The organism is Clostridium sp. HBUAS56017, from assembly GCF_007115085.1.
Classification (GTDB): domain Bacteria; phylum Bacillota; class Clostridia; order Clostridiales; family Clostridiaceae; genus Clostridium; species Clostridium cibarium.
This window is the reverse complement of record NZ_SULK01000013.1, coordinates 110,761-128,604: the sequence shown is the minus strand read 5'-3', so window position 1 is coordinate 128,604 and position 17,844 is coordinate 110,761. Positions and strand designations below refer to the sequence as shown.

16 protein-coding genes, 2 tRNA genes and 1 other annotated feature are annotated in these 17,844 nt (G+C 29.4%); of the genes, 4 read left to right on the top strand and 14 right to left on the bottom strand.

The window, feature by feature from the left end; translation table 11 throughout:
• The first annotated feature begins 480 nt into the window (after window positions 1-480).
• A complete protein-coding gene (locus FAY47_RS12570; protein ID WP_143317125.1) occupies window positions 481-1,383 on the top strand; it encodes a polysaccharide deacetylase family protein in 903 nt (300 codons plus the stop codon).
• A 19-nt stretch (window positions 1,384-1,402) separates the two neighbouring features.
• On the opposite strand, the gene FAY47_RS12565 is transcribed toward FAY47_RS12570, so the two are convergent.
• Window positions 1,403-2,431 (bottom strand): anti-sigma factor domain-containing protein, encoded by a 1,029-nt coding sequence (locus FAY47_RS12565; RefSeq protein WP_143317123.1) that lies wholly within the window; start codon window positions 2,429-2,431, stop codon window positions 1,403-1,405.
• Between the two features lie 401 nt (window positions 2,432-2,832).
• On the opposite strand from FAY47_RS12565, the gene ispF reads away from it, so the two are divergent.
• Window positions 2,833-3,312 (top strand): 2-C-methyl-D-erythritol 2,4-cyclodiphosphate synthase, encoded by a 480-nt coding sequence (gene ispF / locus FAY47_RS12560; RefSeq protein WP_143317122.1) that lies wholly within the window; start codon window positions 2,833-2,835, stop codon window positions 3,310-3,312.
• 180 nt (window positions 3,313-3,492) lie between these two features.
• On the opposite strand, the gene FAY47_RS12555 is transcribed toward ispF, so the two are convergent.
• The 5 genes from FAY47_RS12555 to FAY47_RS12535 all read right to left on the bottom strand — a co-directional run bounded on the left by FAY47_RS12555 (window position 3,493) and on the right by FAY47_RS12535 (window position 7,013).
• Window positions 3,493-4,221: a hypothetical protein gene (locus FAY47_RS12555; protein ID WP_143317121.1), complete on the bottom strand. Its 729-nt coding sequence runs from the start codon at window positions 4,219-4,221 to the stop codon at window positions 3,493-3,495.
• On the bottom strand, window positions 4,208-5,044 hold the full coding sequence (locus FAY47_RS12550) for an ABC transporter ATP-binding protein (protein WP_143317120.1): 837 nt from the start codon (window positions 5,042-5,044) through the stop codon (window positions 4,208-4,210). The genes FAY47_RS12555 and FAY47_RS12550 overlap by 14 nt, the downstream gene beginning before the upstream one ends.
• Before the next feature lie 80 nt (window positions 5,045-5,124).
• On the bottom strand, window positions 5,125-5,703 hold the full coding sequence (gene lepB / locus FAY47_RS12545) for a signal peptidase I (protein ID WP_143317119.1): 579 nt from the start codon (window positions 5,701-5,703) through the stop codon (window positions 5,125-5,127).
• A gap of 406 nt (window positions 5,704-6,109) precedes the next feature.
• Window positions 6,110-6,185: transfer RNA gene (locus tag FAY47_RS12540), tRNA-Lys, on the bottom strand.
• 153 nt (window positions 6,186-6,338) lie between these two features.
• Entirely contained in the window at window positions 6,339-7,013 is a 675-nt protein-coding gene (locus FAY47_RS12535; RefSeq protein ID WP_143317117.1) for a hypothetical protein, read from the bottom strand.
• Between the two features lie 232 nt (window positions 7,014-7,245).
• Here FAY47_RS12535 and FAY47_RS12530 point away from each other — a divergent pair, with 232 nt between their 5' ends.
• Window positions 7,246-7,650, top strand: coding sequence for an HNH endonuclease signature motif containing protein (locus tag FAY47_RS12530; RefSeq protein WP_143317115.1), 405 nt, complete (start codon window positions 7,246-7,248; stop codon window positions 7,648-7,650).
• 131 nt (window positions 7,651-7,781) lie between these two features.
• Here FAY47_RS12530 and FAY47_RS12525 read toward each other — a convergent pair.
• From FAY47_RS12525 to FAY47_RS12515, 3 genes are all read right to left on the bottom strand, one after another.
• A tRNA-Gly gene (locus tag FAY47_RS12525) sits at window positions 7,782-7,856 on the bottom strand.
• A gap of 62 nt (window positions 7,857-7,918) precedes the next feature.
• Window positions 7,919-8,392 carry a methyl-accepting chemotaxis protein gene (locus FAY47_RS12520; RefSeq protein WP_207706241.1) on the bottom strand — a complete coding sequence of 158 codons (474 nt, stop codon included), beginning with the start codon at window positions 8,390-8,392 and terminating at the stop codon, window positions 7,919-7,921.
• The gene (locus tag FAY47_RS12515) at window positions 8,358-9,923 is read right to left on the bottom strand and encodes a methyl-accepting chemotaxis protein (RefSeq protein ID WP_143317111.1); all 1,566 of its coding nucleotides are present in this window, start codon (window positions 9,921-9,923) and stop codon (window positions 8,358-8,360) included. The genes FAY47_RS12520 and FAY47_RS12515 overlap by 35 nt, the downstream gene beginning before the upstream one ends.
• Before the next feature lie 135 nt (window positions 9,924-10,058).
• Window positions 10,059-10,261: a binding site (T-box leader), on the top strand.
• Between the two features lie 67 nt (window positions 10,262-10,328).
• Between FAY47_RS12515 and thrS the strand changes: the two genes are divergently transcribed.
• A complete protein-coding gene (gene thrS, locus FAY47_RS12510) occupies window positions 10,329-12,260 on the top strand; it encodes a threonine--tRNA ligase (protein WP_143317110.1) in 1,932 nt (643 codons plus the stop codon).
• 38 nt (window positions 12,261-12,298) lie between these two features.
• Here the strand turns inward: thrS and FAY47_RS12505 are convergent, their stop codons facing one another.
• The 5 genes from FAY47_RS12505 to FAY47_RS12485 form a co-directional block, all read right to left on the bottom strand.
• Window positions 12,299-13,564, bottom strand: coding sequence for an aminotransferase class I/II-fold pyridoxal phosphate-dependent enzyme (locus tag FAY47_RS12505; RefSeq protein ID WP_143317108.1), 1,266 nt, complete (start codon window positions 13,562-13,564; stop codon window positions 12,299-12,301).
• Between the two features lie 86 nt (window positions 13,565-13,650).
• On the bottom strand, window positions 13,651-14,214 hold the full coding sequence (locus FAY47_RS12500) for a 5-formyltetrahydrofolate cyclo-ligase (RefSeq protein WP_143317106.1): 564 nt from the start codon (window positions 14,212-14,214) through the stop codon (window positions 13,651-13,653).
• 156 nt (window positions 14,215-14,370) lie between these two features.
• A complete protein-coding gene (locus tag FAY47_RS12495) occupies window positions 14,371-15,309 on the bottom strand; it encodes a carbohydrate kinase (RefSeq protein WP_143317104.1) in 939 nt (312 codons plus the stop codon).
• On the bottom strand, window positions 15,302-16,771 hold the full coding sequence (locus tag FAY47_RS12490) for a sucrose-6-phosphate hydrolase (protein ID WP_143317102.1): 1,470 nt from the start codon (window positions 16,769-16,771) through the stop codon (window positions 15,302-15,304). The genes FAY47_RS12495 and FAY47_RS12490 overlap by 8 nt, the downstream gene beginning before the upstream one ends.
• A gap of 11 nt (window positions 16,772-16,782) precedes the next feature.
• A complete protein-coding gene (locus FAY47_RS12485) occupies window positions 16,783-17,763 on the bottom strand; it encodes a LacI family DNA-binding transcriptional regulator (protein ID WP_185966820.1) in 981 nt (326 codons plus the stop codon).
• Between the last annotated feature and the right edge of the window lie 81 nt (window positions 17,764-17,844).

Sequence of the window (17,844 nt, the reverse complement as noted above, 5' to 3'; positions counted from 1 at the left end):
CCTTGTCTTAAGCTAATGGTTGGCACTATCAACCCCCATATCGGACTTTCACCGACTAGTACGTGCCCATGCTGGGCACACATATTAAAAAGCAGGTATATGAAACACATATATCTGCTTTTATCCACAGGCAAATTTATTTAAAAAAATAATCAACAACCACTGTGAATTATTTATCTTTTCACTAATATTCCTAAATTCTAGGTATAGCAACGTTTCTATCATATAACTTCTTTTTTTACTTCCAAGTTATCCACAACTCATTAAAATGCATATCTAAAATTTTTATTCTTTTCAACATTAATTCACACTAATTAACATAAAAATTAACAACTTTCTAACAAGTTATCCACAGGCACTTGTGGACTATGTGGATTACATCCAGTTTTTTACTATATTTTCTCATTATAATTTGTTTTCATTCTCCCTGTATTGTGTTAGTATTTATTTTGTAATAAAACAAATTTTAGGAGGTAAATAATGAAACATTCTCAAAGAAATAAGAAACCCATATTTATTTTTTCAATTATCTTAGGTATATTAATTATAGCCCTATCTATATTTTTTATAACTAATAATAAAACCTCTGACAAAGAACCAGAAGTTACATCAAATTCAAATGTTGAAGAAAATGATATCCCAAAAGAATCTGAAACAACTCCTAAGGTTGAAAATAGATTTGAAGGACTTCCTCTAACTAGTGAAGATATAGGTATTCCTGTGCTTTACTATCATTCTGTACTTCCAGACTCAGAAGTCAAGCAAAAAAATGAAGTAACAATTTCTCCTGAAAAACTAAAAGAAGAATTACAATTGGTAAAAAGTTTAGGATATACCACACTAACAATGTCCGAAGTAAATGACTATATTTTGAACAATAAAGAAATTCCACAAAAAAGTATTCTTATTACATTTGACGATGGATATACCGATAATTACGCTCATGCTTTCCCAATCCTTAAAGAGCTTAATATGAAAGCAACAGTATTTGTAATATCTTCTGGAATAGATAGTGGTTACTATATGTCAACCGCTCAACTTAAAGAAATGTCTGACTACGGGATTGATATTGAAAGTCATACAGTTAATCATGTTCATTTGAATACCTTGACTTATGAACAACAATTAAAAGAATTAAAAGACTCTAAAGCTAAAATAGAAAGTGTAACTAACAAACCTGTACTATCTATTGCATATCCTTTTGGAGATTTTAATGAAAATAGTAAAAAGGCATCTATAGATGCAGGATATTCTTTAGCATTTACTACTAACTTGGGACTTGCTAACAAAACTGATAATCGGGTTGCTTTGGACAGAATATACGTGAATTCCGAATATTCATTAGATACATTTAAGTCAAGACTTATAAATACTAAAAAATAAAGAAGTGTCATCCACTTCTTTATTTTTTATCTTCTTCTTTTCTCTTTAAAGCAGTAATTTCATTTATATTTTGAAAATTCCCCACATTATTTACCTTTATTGATATCTTCTTATCTAAAACATATTCCCCAGTTTCCTCTAACTCTCCATACTTTAAAGGCCTCCCAGTTATAGTTACTAGTATTCCATCCTTGGGTATCATATCATTATTTTTTGCATATTCTATACAATCTCGTAAAACTATATCAATTTTCTTATCCATAGGATTTACAGAATCAATCAAATCCTTTCCCTTATCAGCTTCCGAGTGAGTATATATAACTTTATTTCCTTTATTAATCTCTAGCTTTACCTGAGAAGTCCCCGTAACTACAATAGTACTGCTTACATGATTATAATCTTTATATATTGCAAAGGCTAATAACATTAAAAGCACACCAGCTAAAGCAAGATGGAACTTAAAATGTGCTACCCCTTTCTTTTCTCGCCCTTCAGCTTTTCCTCCAACTCTTACGCTCTCAAGATTTTTAATTTTAACAAATTGACCTGATCCAGTCATAATAATTTTACTTCTTTTTTGAATCTTTATTACTATGCCTCTACGTATATCATTCTTTTTATTATCTAACGGTATAGCTCTATCAAATTCACTTGAGACTTCCACTTTCAAAGCCTCTTGAATATATTTATAATTAGGATTTGAAAAAATAATAACGTAAGCTATTATATAGTCTTGCCATATCTCTATAAATCCCCTTGAAACCTGGGTTGCCTTCGCCAATTTACTAAATGACAATTCTCTTCTTTCCATAAACTTTTCAAATAGTTCCACATCCTCAATTATATAATATGCTATATTTAAAATTAAATTTCTATCCTTATAACTAGGAAAATGACTAACCAAATCCTTCATAAAAACCTTGAATAAAAACAATTCTTTAATCATAAGAGATATTTGCTTTTCTCTTAAATTAATTACTTTTTCTCCTATATCTAACACAGCTGATTCACCAGAAAAAATATACTTATTTCTACTAAACTCTCCCATCTAAAACACCCGCCCTTATTTGTATATATAAATAACATCAATGCGACATTTACTATCAATTATTTTTATTCTTCATATAATGTATTATAGCATATAAAAGCTCTGCCAGTTTCGTATACATTAAAAGTAATCTAAATATATTTTAATATAATTAATTTGATAAGCGAGGTACATTATGGGGAAAAATGTTATCTATGTAGACTTTATCTTTAGACACAAGAGAATTACTCATTTTAATTACTATATAACCTTTGCTTTTTCTTCTATACTTATAGATATTAAATTTTTAATTGAAACTCATAATAAAAAAAATCACCATATACCAAAAAACAAAAATTCTAATAAGTACATTAATTTACTAAACTATGATAAAATATTAAGAAAAACAGGTAGGTGATAGAATGAGAATTGGTATGGGATACGATGTACATCGTTTAGTACCTGATAGAAAGCTTATCCTAGGTGGTGTAAATATTCCCCATGAACTTGGCCTTTTAGGTCATTCAGATGCAGATGTTTTACTACATGCTATAATGGATTCTTTACTAGGCGCTGCTACTCTTGGCGATATAGGAAAGCATTTTCCTGATAACGATGATAAATACAAAGGAATTTCAAGTATAAAATTATTAACTGAAGTTGGTAATTTAATTTATAAAAACAATTTTAAAATATGTAATATAGATGCAACTATAATTGCTCAAAAGCCTAAAATGGCTCCACACATTGATCTTATGAGAAATAATATCGCTAATGCATTAAATATATCTCTTGATAAAATAAACATAAAAGCAACTACTGAAGAAGGACTTGGATTTACTGGTGAAGGGAAAGGAATTTCTTCACAAAGCATTTGCCTTTTAGAAGTAAGGAAGATTTAGTGAGATATAAGCTATTCATCTACTTATATGTTCCTTCAATACTTTTTGTACAAATCCAAACAAAGCCTATAAATTAGAAAGTAACAGCCTCCTATGATATGTTTGTTTTATCATAGGAGGCTGTTACTTTAAAAAATTAACTCTAACTTCATAAAAAATAGTTTTCTTACCCCAAAATATTTAAAATAGCTTTCTTTTCAACATTTCAATATTTATAATATTTAAAACAAAACTATATATAATACCATATAACATAGATTTAACAATATCACTCAGATAGAAAATATCTTTATTATTAAAACAATCTTGAATTTCACCTGTAGGTGGTAAAATCCAATCAATATATTTAACTTCTGGAACCTTTTGCATTATCCCAACTTTCACTAAAGAAATTACTGCAATAAATATAGCCAATTCTATTGCTATCTTTCTATTTTTTATACATCTTGGCTGAAATAAAGTACCTAATGAACATCCTAATATAGCAAAAACCACATGTATTATTAATGCCGAAAAAATATCCCACATAACTAATTCTCTATTGAATAAACTGAACATGTTCACGAAATTTCCAACGATAGGAAGCAAAACTCCCATAATGCTCATAAATAATCCTATAAGCATTAAAAAAATATTTTTACTTAAGTAATATATTGATTGCTTTCTAGTCTTTAGTATAATTAATTGTTCTGCTACCTCATCTATACCATCCATATATGAAAAAGTAATCCATAACATTATAAAAAATAAACACATTGCTGTAATTACAAAACTTGATACAACTCCCACTGGTTTTACTGAATATGAAATACACATAATTGTCACCCATACAATCATGGGAATTACAAATTTATTTGTCTTTAAATAAGTTATAAAATGATATTTAAAAAGTGCATTAAAAGTTTTCATTATACATCCTCCTAAGCTTATACCCATAATTTATCATTTCCTTCAGCACTGTATTGCTATTATCTTCAGAAACAAATAACTTAATTTCATTCCCATTATTGTCTACCTTACGAATGCTTTCATTTATATTTTTATATTTTTCATTTAAACTTGCATTTTCCTTAAAAACTAAAACATCATAATTTCTATTTACTTTTTCTAAAGCACTTCTTCTTTGAATGTTTTTCTCTTTAACTTCATAAACTACATTTGATAAAGCATTAATTAATATTTCTTCATGGCAAGACATCACAATGGCAACACCATCATTTATTAACTTATGTACTAATTCTATAAATACCTTTTGTGAATCAACATCTTGTCCTGATAAAGGTTCATCTAATAGCAAAATATCTGGTTTTGTTATCAATGCTTGAATAACATTTACTTTCTGAATAGATCCTTTTGAAAGATATTTTATTGGTGTACTAATTATATTTTCCATAAAAAATTCCCTAAATAGTTCATAACTTTTCTTGTTAATTTCATCTTTAGCTAAGCCTTCGATCAAAGCAGTTCTAAGAATATATTGTTGTGGCGTAATTGATATTTTAGGAAATCTTTCTGGCACGTAATTAAATTTTACATTTTTGTAGTATTTTATATTTCCTCTACTTACTGATGTTAAACCACAAATTATTTTTAGCAAAGTACTTTTCCCACAGCCATTATGCCCTACTAGTGCAATCGAGTCTCTTTCGTTAATTTCTATATCAACATCTTTTAATATTACTTTTTTGCCAAAACTCTTTGTCATATTTGTTATTTCAACCAACTTACTCATGTTAATTCTCCCTATACATTTTTACTTATGTTCAATAGATAAAAAATTCAACATATATCTATGTTGAATTTTATTTTTAACTATTTAATCGTTCCAAAATCTTTAAATGGATAAACTTTCACTTGAGCTTTTCCCATTATATCCTTTCCATCAATATATGGATTAACCCATTTCCTAGAATCAAAAGAGTTTGGTCTATTATCTCCCAAGAAAAAATATCTTCCCTCTGGAACATGAAACTCTCCATTATAATTATCATGATTTATAATATAACTTTCCTCTAGTTCTTCTCCATTTACCGATACTTTACCATTAACTATCTTTATATCATCTCCAGGAAGTCCTATAAGTCTTTTTATTAAAATATCATCTAATTCCTTAGAATTAAATACAATTATATTTCCTCTTTTTAAGTTGTTTAAATTATATACTTTTGTAACTAAAAGATGATCCCCTACATTTAATGTTGGCACCATTGACTCCGAAGGAATATATGCCTTAAATATAATAAATTGTTTTATTAATAAAGCGATTATAACTGCTAATAAAATTGGAACTATCCATTCAAAAAAAAGTCCTTTTCTAGTTTTTGACCCTTTATTTTTATTATTCTTGCTAAGCTTATCTTCTACATTATTATCATTATTTAAATCTCCCATTACTTTGCCTCCTATCCTACAATTTAACCAAACAAACAATTTATTTACATATTATATATTATATATATTTTTTTCTATAATTAGCAATATAATTATCTCTTATTTTTTCAATAAAATACAGAAATTCAAGTACTTTTTTTATTTTTCTATATAGAGAATTATATAAAAATAATAGATTGTCTAAATTAGCATCAATGAATACAATAAGACTAATTTTAAAATTTTATAGAATCATAAAAAGAGCCCATTCAAGGCGACCACTACGAGACACCCAAACAAGCTCAAAAAAATTTTCAAATATATTGAATTTTATGCAAGTAAAACCCTAGCAATTTAGACTTCATATTTTTTCATCTGTCTACTTGCCAGGGTTTCATTCATATTAGTATCTATTAAAGTTCTACTTTGGTGCGCTATCACGGGTTCGAACCGGGGACACCCTGATTAAGAGTCAGGTGCTCTACCAACTGAGCTAATAGCGCATATTACATTGAGTATTATAGCACCTTGATTTTTCTAAGTCAAGATTCTATATTTTTTTCTTATAGAAATATATAAAGCACCAGCAAAAGCTGATGCTTATATTAAAAATTCGGGGTACATTTTTAAAATTGCTTAACAAATACTATAATAATTTATATTATCTCTGATAAATTCTTTTGAATTATTTGCTGAAATCTTTCTCCCATTATCTTGCTACTAGTGGCACTTTTGCATATTTCTTTCCATTCACCTATAGGCACACCTATTTTATGCTCAAAATCCTTCTCACTATTTGTTATTAATATAGATTCAATAACAAATTCTCCAAATTCAATAGAATCCTTGAATATCTTCATATATATAAAATTTCTATGATTTCCAAACCAAGTTCTATTAAACTCTCTAGAGAATTTAATCAATTCTGGCACTACTCTCTCCTTTGGTAAATCCCACATTCTTTCAACTCTACTATAATGACTTAGCATAAGCTTTGCTATTTCTTTATTTATTAATCCATCATCTAATCCTTTTTTTATAATAATCTCTACAGGTTCAGGCGGAATCTTAGTAACCATTCTATCCTTGCCATATATCCATTTATAGAATGCTTCCTGTAAAAAAGAATATTGTATATACCCTAACAATATTTTGGAATCTGGAAAATACGCATAAATATTATCTATTCCATTGCTTTTGCTAAAAATTAATGTATGAATGTATAGTGACTTTTCCTTTGGTGGCTTTTGCATAAACATATGTCCTCTAATGGTTTTGTTTTCACTTATGATATTTTCCCAATACTTAAAGGAGTTGTAATTTTGCCTCACCTAATTATCACCTTTCTTTCCAAATAACAAATTATATATTCCAATAATATTTGTTTATATTTTGCCCTCTATAATTATTATACTTATTTATATTAATTCTATTCAAAAAGAAAGAGTATTTATTAAATTTTTACAAACTTTACAACAGAAAATTAACTTTTATTTTTCACAAATTGAATGTAATTGTATTTTATTGTATAATATATAGTATAAAAACAAAGGAGGTTTATTATTGTTTTTCTGTGAAATTTGCAATAAAAAAGCTGATATTCATCATATAATTCATAGAAGTGAAGGCGGTTTAGATATAGAAATAAATTATAAATATCTCTGCCCAGAGCATCATAGAGGAAAGGATGGTCCTCACAGATCTCTAGAAACTGATATAAAATATAAAATTGAATTACAAAATAAACTTTATAACTTACTTCCTAAAGAATTTTATAACTATAAAGATTTAGGCAAAATACTTCAAGTCTCTGTAAACTCATTAAAGAAAATAACTAAAGATATTAAATTATATAAAGAAGGCTATAAAAAAGATGATATCATCTTAAGACTTATGGGAAACAAATTGTACTCTGAAGAAACTCTTGAAAACCTCAAGATTCAGCGTATTTTAGAAAATATATACTAATGATTTTAAAAAGAGTGGTTATTTTAAAATTTTTACTTTGCAATAGCCACTCTTTTTGTATTTAGTTTAACTTCTCCTATATATAAATAAAAAAAGAGAAACTCTATAAAAAAGTTACTCCTTCCCTATTTTGGAGCGGAAGACGGGACTCGAACCCGCAGCTTTCACCTTGGGAAGGTGACACTCTACCATTGAGTCACTTCCGCTAACAATGGTTTCAACAAAAAGAATTTTACCATTATTTATCATAAAAATCAATACTTTACATCTAATTAACAATAAATTTTTCAACCATATCATTTAATTTGTTAGACTTATTTAAAAGAATATCTGAACTTCGTTCTAAATCATTACTACTCTTATTTAGTGATGCAATAGCATCCATTACATCTCCTGTAGATGATGAAGTCTCTTCTGAAGATATAGCTACATCATCCAATATTTTGACAATAGCATCCTTACTATTTGCTAACTTATCAAAATCAAATTTAATATCTTGTATCTCCGGAGCTATATCCTTAACTGAATCTGATATTCCATTAAATGTTTGTAATACATTATTAACACTTCTCCTCTGAGACTTAAATTCAAGATTCATAATTTCACTTGTTTCTACTACTCCACTGATTCTATTTCTAAGTTCACCTAAAATCTTATATATATTCCTTGAAGATAAGCTACTTTCCTCAGCAAGAGCCCTAATTTCTTCAGCAACTAACAGCAAACCCCTTGCCCATTTCACCAGCCCTAGCAGCTTCAATAGCTGCATTTAATGCCCAAAGGTTTGTTTGCTCTGATATTTCATTAATCAAATCCGTAATTTTATTCACCTTCATTATATATTCATTAATACTTTCTATTTCTCGTAGCAAGTCTTGAAACTTTAAATTAAAATTATCTATTTTCTTATCAAAATTCTCCATATCTTTATTTCCATATATAGCTTTAATTTTAACTTCTTCAGCCTTCAAATTAATATGATTTACATGTTCATTTATATCGTTAACTTTTTTACTAAAGTAATTTAGTTTTTCTACTATATTTAAAAGTTTAAATGATTGATTCCCAGTTCTATCTGCTACTCCTTCTATCGCTATAGTTATATCTTGGGTTAGATCTCTAAGTTCTGTTGAGATGCTTGACAATACATTAGCATTAATTTTAACTTCTCCTGATGTATCCTTTACAGAATATATCATTCCTCTTATCGATTCCTTTGCTCTATTTATAGATTTGCATATATCTGCAACTTCATCTTTTCTCTTAAGATATTTACTATTGACCTCCTTAGTAAAATCGCCATCAGCCATTATATGAACATATTCTTTTGTCTTCTTAAGAGGATGTCCTATATTAATGCTTAATAATACTATTACTCCAGCTAAAACCAAGACAACAACTACTGTTACAAAAATACTGGCCATCTTCAAATCAAATAATTTTCCTAGCAGATCATTCTTATCTACAGTTAATGCTATAGAAAGCCCACTTTCCCCCACGGGAGTATATGTAACATATTTTCGAATTCCTTTATACACATATTCTTTTGATTCAGTAAATCCACTTGTCATATCTTTACCTATATTATTTAAATCTGAAAAATCTTGCCCATCTTCAGTTAAAGATATTATATTTTTATTTTCATTAACAAAACTATCATCTTCATGAGCTATATAATTACCAAAACTATCTATTATAAAACCACTACCTGTATTCATAAATTTAATAGATTTATTTATTTCACCTAGCTTACTACTATCTTTAAATGCCACCAATATACCAATATTCTCATTATTTTCACCCTTAATGGCCCTAGAATACGCTATTATTTTCTTTTTTAGTGCATTATCATAATACGGAGTTATGACCTGACTTTTACCAGCCATAGCTGACAAAAAATATTTTGTATTCTTTATATTTTCAATTTTTCCGCTAATAAAAACAGCTTTTCCATCTTTATCAGTAATTGCAGCATCTATAGATTCATTTTCCCCTACTAATAGCTTAATTTCCTTTATTCTTTCTTCTAAAGGCACGTTACTGTTCTTTATTGTTGTATTTTCAACTAGTATATCTAAAATTTTAAATTCTTTACTAACTTCATCATTAATATTACTTGCTGCTACCTTGGCCATTTCCCTCATAATACTCAAATTACTTTCAGTTAAACTCTTAACAGCTAACCTATATGCAGAGTTAGAAAGAAAAATGCAGCCAACAATAAAAATAGGAACTAGTACAAATAATAATTTACTTTTAATACTTTTAAACATAACTTCACCTCCACCTATATTCCTAATTTTAAAAGTTCCTTGAAAGAAACCTATTTGTTCTAGGTTAAAAATATGTAAATTATATTTACTGTTGACATCCTAAATCTAGATAATTATAATTAATACTAACAAATATGAAAAACGATGAAGAGAAGAGTAAGTTAATACTTCATTTTCAGAGAGAAAATACATTAGCTGGAAGTATTTTTAAGTGAATTTAACTGAAGACCACCTCTGAGTGACTTTAATAAAGTCCGTATTTATCACGTTACGATAACCTTAAGCGACCTATTTTTAGGTAATTAGAGTGGAACCACGGATATTACTTCGTCTCTATATATTTTAGAGATGGAGTTTTTTTATTTACAAAATTATATTTATTACATATACGGAAGGAGTTTTAAAATGATTAAAGTAACTTTAAAAGACGGTTCAATTAAAGAATTTGAAGCTGGCGTTTCAGTGTTAGATATAGCTAAAGGAATTAGTGAAGGTCTAGCAAGAAATGCTTGCTGTGGTATTGTAAATGGTGAGGTTGTTGACCTTCGTCATACAGTAAATGAAGATGTAGAACTTAGCATATGTACATTTGATTCAGAAGAAGGCAAGAGTGCAGTACGCCATAGTATCTCTCATGTTTTAGCTTATGCTGTAAAAAGATTATTCCCAGAAACAAAACTTGCTATAGGTCCATCAATACAAACTGGTTTCTACTATGATTTTGATAGAGATGTAGCTTTTACTGCAGAAGACTTAACTAAATTGGAATCTGAAATGAAAAAGATAATAAAAGAAGATCCTTCAATAGAAAGATTTGAACTTCCAAGAAATGAAGCTTTAGAGTTAATGAAAGATGAGCCATATAAGGTTGAATTAATAAATGATCTTCCTGAAGGTGAAATTATTTCATTCTATAAGATGGGCGATTTTACTGATTTATGTGCCGGTCCTCATTTAATGTCAATAAAAGCAGTAAAGGCAATTAAGCTTATAAGAACTGCTGGTGCATACTGGAAGGGTAGCGAAAAAAATAAGATGCTATCAAGAATCTATGGTACTGCTTTCTTAAAGAAGAGTGACTTAGATGCTCATCTTGAAGCTTTAGAAGAAGCTAAAAAAAGAGATCACAATAAATTAGGAAGAGAATTAAAATTATTCACTACTGATGAAAACATAGGTCAAGGCCTTCCTCTTATGATGCCTAAAGGAGCTAAAATAGTTCAATTGCTTCAAAGATGGGTTGAAGACGAAGAAGAAAAAAGAGGATATGTTTTAACAAAAACTCCATTAATGGCTAAAAGCGATTTATATAAGATTTCTGGTCACTGGGATCATTATAAAGATGGAATGTTCGTATTAGGTGATGAAGATAAAGATGATGAAGTTATGGCATTAAGACCAATGACTTGTCCTTTCCAATATACTATATACAATACTGAACAACATAGCTATAGAGATCTTCCTATAAGATATGCTGAAACTTCTACTCTATTTAGAAATGAAAATTCAGGAGAAATGCATGGTCTTATAAGAGTTAGACAATTTACTCTTGCTGATGGACATCTTATAGTTACACCTGAGCAACTTGAAGAAGAATTCAAAGGAGTTCTTGAATTAATTGATCATCTAATGAGTACTTTAGGTATTGCTGAAGATATAACTTACAGATTCTCTAAGTGGGATCCTAATAATACTGAAAAATATATCAATGATCCTGAAGCATGGAACCACACTCAAAATACAATGAAACAAATACTAGATCACTTAAAAATAGATTATGTTGAAGCTGATGATGAAGCTGCTTTCTATGGACCAAAACTTGATTTACAATGCAGAAATGTTCATGGTAAGGAAGATACTCTATTTACTATACAAATAGACTTTGCCTTAGCTGAAAGATTTGATATGTCCTATATAGACAAGGATGGAGAAAAGAAACGTCCATATATAATTCATAGATCTTCAATTGGATGTTACGAAAGAACTTTAGCTATGCTTATTGAAAAATATGCAGGTGCTTTTCCAACTTGGTTATCACCTGTTCAAGCAAAAGTTTTACCTATCTCAGATAAATACAATGATTATGCAGAATCTGTTGCTAAATCATTAAAAAACAAGGGTGTAAGAATTGAAGCAGATTATAGAGCTGAAAAAATTGGTTATAAGATTAGAGAAGCTAGATTAGAAAGAGTGCCTTATATCCTAGTTGTAGGTGAAAAAGAGGCTGAATCTAATACTGTGTCTGTAAGAAGCAGAAAAAATGATGATGAAGGAAGTATAGACTTAGTTGAATTTGAAGCTAGAATCTTAACAGAAATAGCTAATAAAGAAAGATAAGAAAAATGCCTCAATATTTTGAGGCATTTTTTCATTAATTAAATTGCATATAATGCCTGTTCAACATCTTTTATAATATCTTCAATATTCTCAAGCCCAACTGACAATCTAACCAATCCTGGAGTTATTCCTGCTGCTACTAATTGATCATCTGATAATTGCCTATGAGTTGAGCTTGCTGGATGAAGGACACAAGTACGTATATCTGCTACATGTACTACATTAGAAGCCAATTTTAAACTATCAATAAATTTAGCTGCATTTTCACGACTACCTTTTATAGAAAAAGATATTACCCCACTGCAACCCTTTGGCAAATACTTCTTTGCAAGTTCATTGTATCTATTATCTTTAAGCATTGGATAATTAACGAATTCAACCTTCTCAGATTTACTTAGATATTCTGCAACTATTTCTGCATTCCTACAATGTTTTTCTACTCTAACTGCAAGAGTTTCCAGTCCTAAATTAAGCAGAAATGCCGAATTAGCCGATGGATATGCTCCTATATCTCTCATAAGTTGAACTCTAGCCTTAGTTATATATGCAGCTTTTCCAAATGATTCTGTATATACTAACCCATGATAAGACTCGTCTGGTTCAGTAAATTCTGGGAACTTTCCACTAGTCCAATCAAAATTACCACTATCTACAATTACCCCTCCTAGTTGCACTGCATGTCCATCCATATATTTTGTAGTAGAATGTATAACTATATCTGCCCCAAATTCAAATGGTCTACAAAGAATTGGAGTTGCAAAAGTATTATCAACTATAAGCGGTACATCATTTTTATGCGCTATTCTAGCAAATTTCTCTATGTCAAAAACTGATATGGCAGGATTTGCAATAGTTTCTCCAAATACAGCCTTAGTATTATCTTTAAATGCTTTTTGAATTTCTTCTTCTGAAGCTTCTTGATCTACAAATGTGCATTCAATTCCTAACTTCTTTAATGTTACAGCAAAAAGATTTATGCTTCCTCCATAAATAGTCGCTGCACTTACAATATGATCTCCTGCATGGAGTATATTTAATATCCCTATCATAACAGCCGCTTGCCCTGATGTAGTGCAAAGAGCTCCTACCCCACCTTCTAAAGCAGCGATTTTTTCTTCCACAGCCCCAACTGTAGGATTTGAAATACGCGAATACATATGTCCATCAACTGATAAATCAAATAACTTTCCTATATGCTCAGATGAGTCATATCTATATGTAGTGCTCTGATAAATTGGAAGTACATTTGTCTCTCCATTCTTAGGTTCATATCCTGCATGTAAGCATTTTGTTTCAATATTCATTTTTATAGCCCTCCTTATTTATGATTAATAGAATAATTATAATACAATTATTCTACTAATTCCATGGTTTGCACAGCCTATTACTTTTATACAATTATTAACCCATTTTCAGTAATTATCTCATTAATCTTTATATCATGTTTCTCTTTTGGTAATTCCTTTAACACTTGAAATTGATAGCACAATGCTAATCTATGAATAGATTCATCTATATCTGACATATACTTATCGTAATATCCACCACCATATCCTACTCTGCCGCCCCAAAGATCAAAAGCAACACCAGGTACTATTATTAAATCTAATAGATTTTTATCTATTACCGCTTCGTCCTTACCTGGTTCTAGAATTCCAAATTTATTTTTCTTTAAATCTTCTAGTGAATGAATCTCAACTGCATCCATGACTTTTTTACTTAAGTCTATCCTAGGAAGAAATATATTTTTTCCTTCCTCTAAGAACTCATTAATATATTCAGCTGTATTAATTTCACTACCAAATCCAATATAAATAAATATATTTTTAGCTTTTCTATAATAGTCACTAGACTTAAGAATATCTTTTATTTTCCTATCAAATTCTTTCTTGTCTTTTTCTTCAATTTTATCTCTTTTTAAAATAATTTCTTTTCTAATTTCCTTCTTATCCACACTCTATCCTCCCAAAATATCTAGTTTATCCCAAGTTTGCTTTAAACTGAAACGTCTATAAATATATAAGTTCCATCGCTTTTAACTATATATAATTATACTATACCAAAATAAAAAAACTCCTTGCAAAATTTCTTCTGCAAAGAGTTTTTGCCACTATTCTATATCTTTAGCATATGGCATAGAATCTATAGCTCCATAATTTGTACAAGTTATAGCTCCAACTTTATTAGCATAACTAATTATCTTCTTCCAATCTTCAAAAGTAATATCCTTTTTATCTTTACGATCTGCTACCTGCTTTAACACCGCTCCAACGAAAGAATCCCCAGCCCCAGTAGAATCAACTTGTTTTATTTTTATAGAAGGTACTATAGCCATATCTTCTCCATCACTAATTAGCGTCCCTTCTGCCCCTAAAGTAATAGCTACCACCTTAGCACCTATTTCATGAAGAATCTTCACACCACTTTTTAAATCTTCTTCCTTAGTTATAAGCTTAATTTCTTCATCACTTAATTTAACAAAATCCGCATCTTTAACAAAAGTTTTAGAATCATTTATAAATCCTTCTAATTTACAACTAGTAATTAATGCATCTCTATAGTTAGGATCAAAAGAAATAAACATATCATCTCTCTTTGCATATTCTAGCAACTTGAAATAAGTATTCTTTAATTCCCCTTCTAAAAATCCTGTAGCTGATCCAAAATGAATTATATCTTCCTTATGTATCTTACTTAAATCTATACTATCAAAAGAATAATCTCCGTCGCTACCTCTATTAAATTCAAAATCCCTTTCTCCATTTTCATCAATAGCAACAAAAGCTAATGTTGTACAACCTTCCATTTTCGTCATTTCAGAATCTATATTTACCGACTCTAACATTTCGACTAAGAACTTCCCAAAAGAATCATTTCCAACTTGACCTAAAAAAGCTGATTCTCCACCAAGCTTACAAACTGCCGCCGCAACGTTAGCTGGTGCTCCTCCTGCTTTCTTTTCAAAATTAAATCCATTCTTTAATCCCTTATTAATATCTTTACCTATAAAATCAATTAATAACTCACCAATGCAAAATACTTTATTCATTATATTTTACTCCTTCTAAATTCCAAACTTTTGCTTTATGAATTTCTACACTTCCACCTTCTGATATTAATTTAACTTCAAAACTATCTTCTTTAGGATAGATTCTACTTGAAGCAACTTCTAATCCATCTTGTAAATATATTTCACAAGCAGAAGTATCCATAAACATTTGTATTTTTATGTTATCCTTAGGTAAAAGTTTAAACTTTCTTATGCCTTTATCACCTTCCAGCATATTACTTCTATCTATTATAGCAATTCCAGACTCAAAATCATACTTAAAAGACATATGCTCATCTTTTCCTAATGCAAATTTTAATTCTACCTTACTTGAATCTATTCTATTTAGATCTAACAATAATTCATAACTATTGCTTCTTATGCTATCAAATTTATACTCATTGCATTGAACATTTTGAAGATCAACTATAAGTTCTTTTCTCAGGTTTTTAAATTCTTCTATAGGTCTTTGATATAAAACTCCCTCTCTTATAGATAACTCTCTCACCATTGTTAAACAATGAATTCTTCCAAACTTTCTAGTTGGATGTCCATCCTCTTCCTCAGGAAGCCCCATCCATCCTATCATTAAATTTCTTCCATTATCATCTTTAAAACATTGAGGTGCATAAAAATCAAATCCCATATCCAGTTCTTTAAACTCACAATGATCAAAGTTAAGTGTGTCATAATTAAGGTTTCCGATTATATAACCTGATTGATATATATTTTGATTCTTAAACTCTTCCTTTTCAAGTCCTTGAGGTGAAAATACCAATATATCATTACCATCTAATTCAAAGGCACTTGGACACTCCCACATATATCCAAACTCTTTATATTTAGTGCCTATTTCACCTTCTAATTTCCAAGACTTGAAGTCTTCAGAAGAATATAAAATTACTCTACCTTTAAGCTCCTCGTTTTGAGCTCCTATAACACAATAAAATACATCACCTTTTTTATATACCTTAGGATCTCTAAAATGCGCAGTGTATCCTTTTGGAATTTCCGGTATAACAGGTCCTAACTTAGTGATATTTCCTTCTTTGTCACAAGTTGCTCTACACTGATATGATTCTCTATTTCCCTTATCATCCTTAACATTTCCTGTATAAAGAAGCTCTAATTTACCATCTACTACTATACCACTCCCAGAATAACAACCGTTCTTATCATACCAATCATTTGGAGCAAGCACTGCCTTCGGCATAGTAAAGTTTACAAAATCCTTAGTTTTAACTAATGCCCAATGCTTAAACTTATGTTCACATCCATAAGGGTTCCACTGAAAAAATATATAATATTCTCCATCATAATAGCATAATCCATTTGGATCATTAACTAATCCAAATGGAGCTTCAATATGGTAGTTTAATTTCCAAAGATCATTATTACTGCTATTCTTATAACTATTTACAACATCTAAATTTATATCTTCTAAAGATTTAAACTCTCCCATCTCTTACCTCACTATTCTACTTTTCTTACACTTTCTCTTTCAATTAACTCTAAATTAATATTAGTCTCATCTTCTATTTCTTCTAATTCTATAGATGCTACTATAGAATTAGCTGCTTTTTTACCTAGCGCTTCATAATCTATATCTACAGTCGTTATAGTAGGGTGAACTGCTAATCCTATATCATATCCACCAAAACCAGCTACCGAAAAATCTTTAGGTATTTCATATCCTTTTTCAAAGGCATACCTTATAAATCCGAGAACTATATTATCAGTAGCACCTATTACTGCTGTTGGGTTGTACGAAATAACCTTCTCTGCCATTTCATAAGCTTTATTGAAAGAAAAATCTGCTTGAACAAAATTTATATTACTTTCAACATTATTGAAAGCTTCATAAAAACCTTCTTTTCTTTCTATTCCAACAGCTTTATCATCCTCAGTAACTCCTAAAAATACTATTTCCCTATGACCTTTATCTCTTATATACTCTCCCAACATTTTTCCTGCTTTTCTATCATCTATCTTAATACATCTAACTAAGCTATTTTCTTGACCAGTAAAAATAATAGGAATTGTTATTTTATTTGCCAATGCAATATTTTCTTTAGTAATATCAAATGCCATTACTATTATTCCATCTACCCCTTGTTCATGTAGTTTTTCAATAGATCTAATCTCTTTGGCTTTGTCCAACTCACTAGATAAAATTATTATCTGATATCCCTTTTCTTCTAACTGCATGTTAATACTCTTTAAAATTTTACCCGCTGTAAAAGAATCTATTCTAGGAATGACAACTCCTACTAACCCACTATTCTTTGCCTTCAATCTCTTTGCAAAAAAATTAGATTTAAATCCGGTCTTCTCTACTGCTTCACTAATCTTCTTTATATTTTCATCACTTACATATCCACCATTTAAATATCTAGATACAGTGCTCTTTGATACTCCAACCATGTTTGCAATATCTTGAATAGTAACTTTCATAATAATCCTCCTAAACAACAAAGGAATTTACCCTTATTTACGTAAAGATATTATATCATAAGTGAAGATCAAAAATACATG

Bases quoted from the DNA above. Each gene is read 5' to 3' on its own strand.
- FAY47_RS12570 (WP_143317125.1), top strand. From the start codon at position 481: ATGAAACATTCTCAAAGAAATAAGAAACCCATATTTATTTTTTCAATT.
- FAY47_RS12565 (WP_143317123.1), bottom strand. From the start codon at position 2,431: ATGGGAGAGTTTAGTAGAAATAAGTATATTTTTTCTGGTGAATCAGCT.
- ispF (WP_143317122.1), top strand. From the start codon at position 2,833: ATGAGAATTGGTATGGGATACGATGTACATCGTTTAGTACCTGATAGA.
- FAY47_RS12555 (WP_143317121.1), bottom strand. From the start codon at position 4,221: ATGAAAACTTTTAATGCACTTTTTAAATATCATTTTATAACTTATTTA.
- FAY47_RS12550 (WP_143317120.1), bottom strand. From the start codon at position 5,044: ATGAGTAAGTTGGTTGAAATAACAAATATGACAAAGAGTTTTGGCAAA.
- lepB (WP_143317119.1), bottom strand. From the start codon at position 5,703: ATGGGAGATTTAAATAATGATAATAATGTAGAAGATAAGCTTAGCAAG.
- FAY47_RS12515 (WP_143317111.1), bottom strand. From the start codon at position 9,923: ATGTTTAAAAGTATTAAAAGTAAATTATTATTTGTACTAGTTCCTATT.
- thrS (WP_143317110.1), top strand. From the start codon at position 10,329: ATGATTAAAGTAACTTTAAAAGACGGTTCAATTAAAGAATTTGAAGCT.
- FAY47_RS12505 (WP_143317108.1), bottom strand. From the start codon at position 13,564: ATGAATATTGAAACAAAATGCTTACATGCAGGATATGAACCTAAGAAT.
- FAY47_RS12495 (WP_143317104.1), bottom strand. From the start codon at position 15,309: ATGAATAAAGTATTTTGCATTGGTGAGTTATTAATTGATTTTATAGGT.
- FAY47_RS12490 (WP_143317102.1), bottom strand. From the start codon at position 16,771: ATGGGAGAGTTTAAATCTTTAGAAGATATAAATTTAGATGTTGTAAAT.
- FAY47_RS12485 (WP_185966820.1), bottom strand. From the start codon at position 17,763: ATGAAAGTTACTATTCAAGATATTGCAAACATGGTTGGAGTATCAAAG.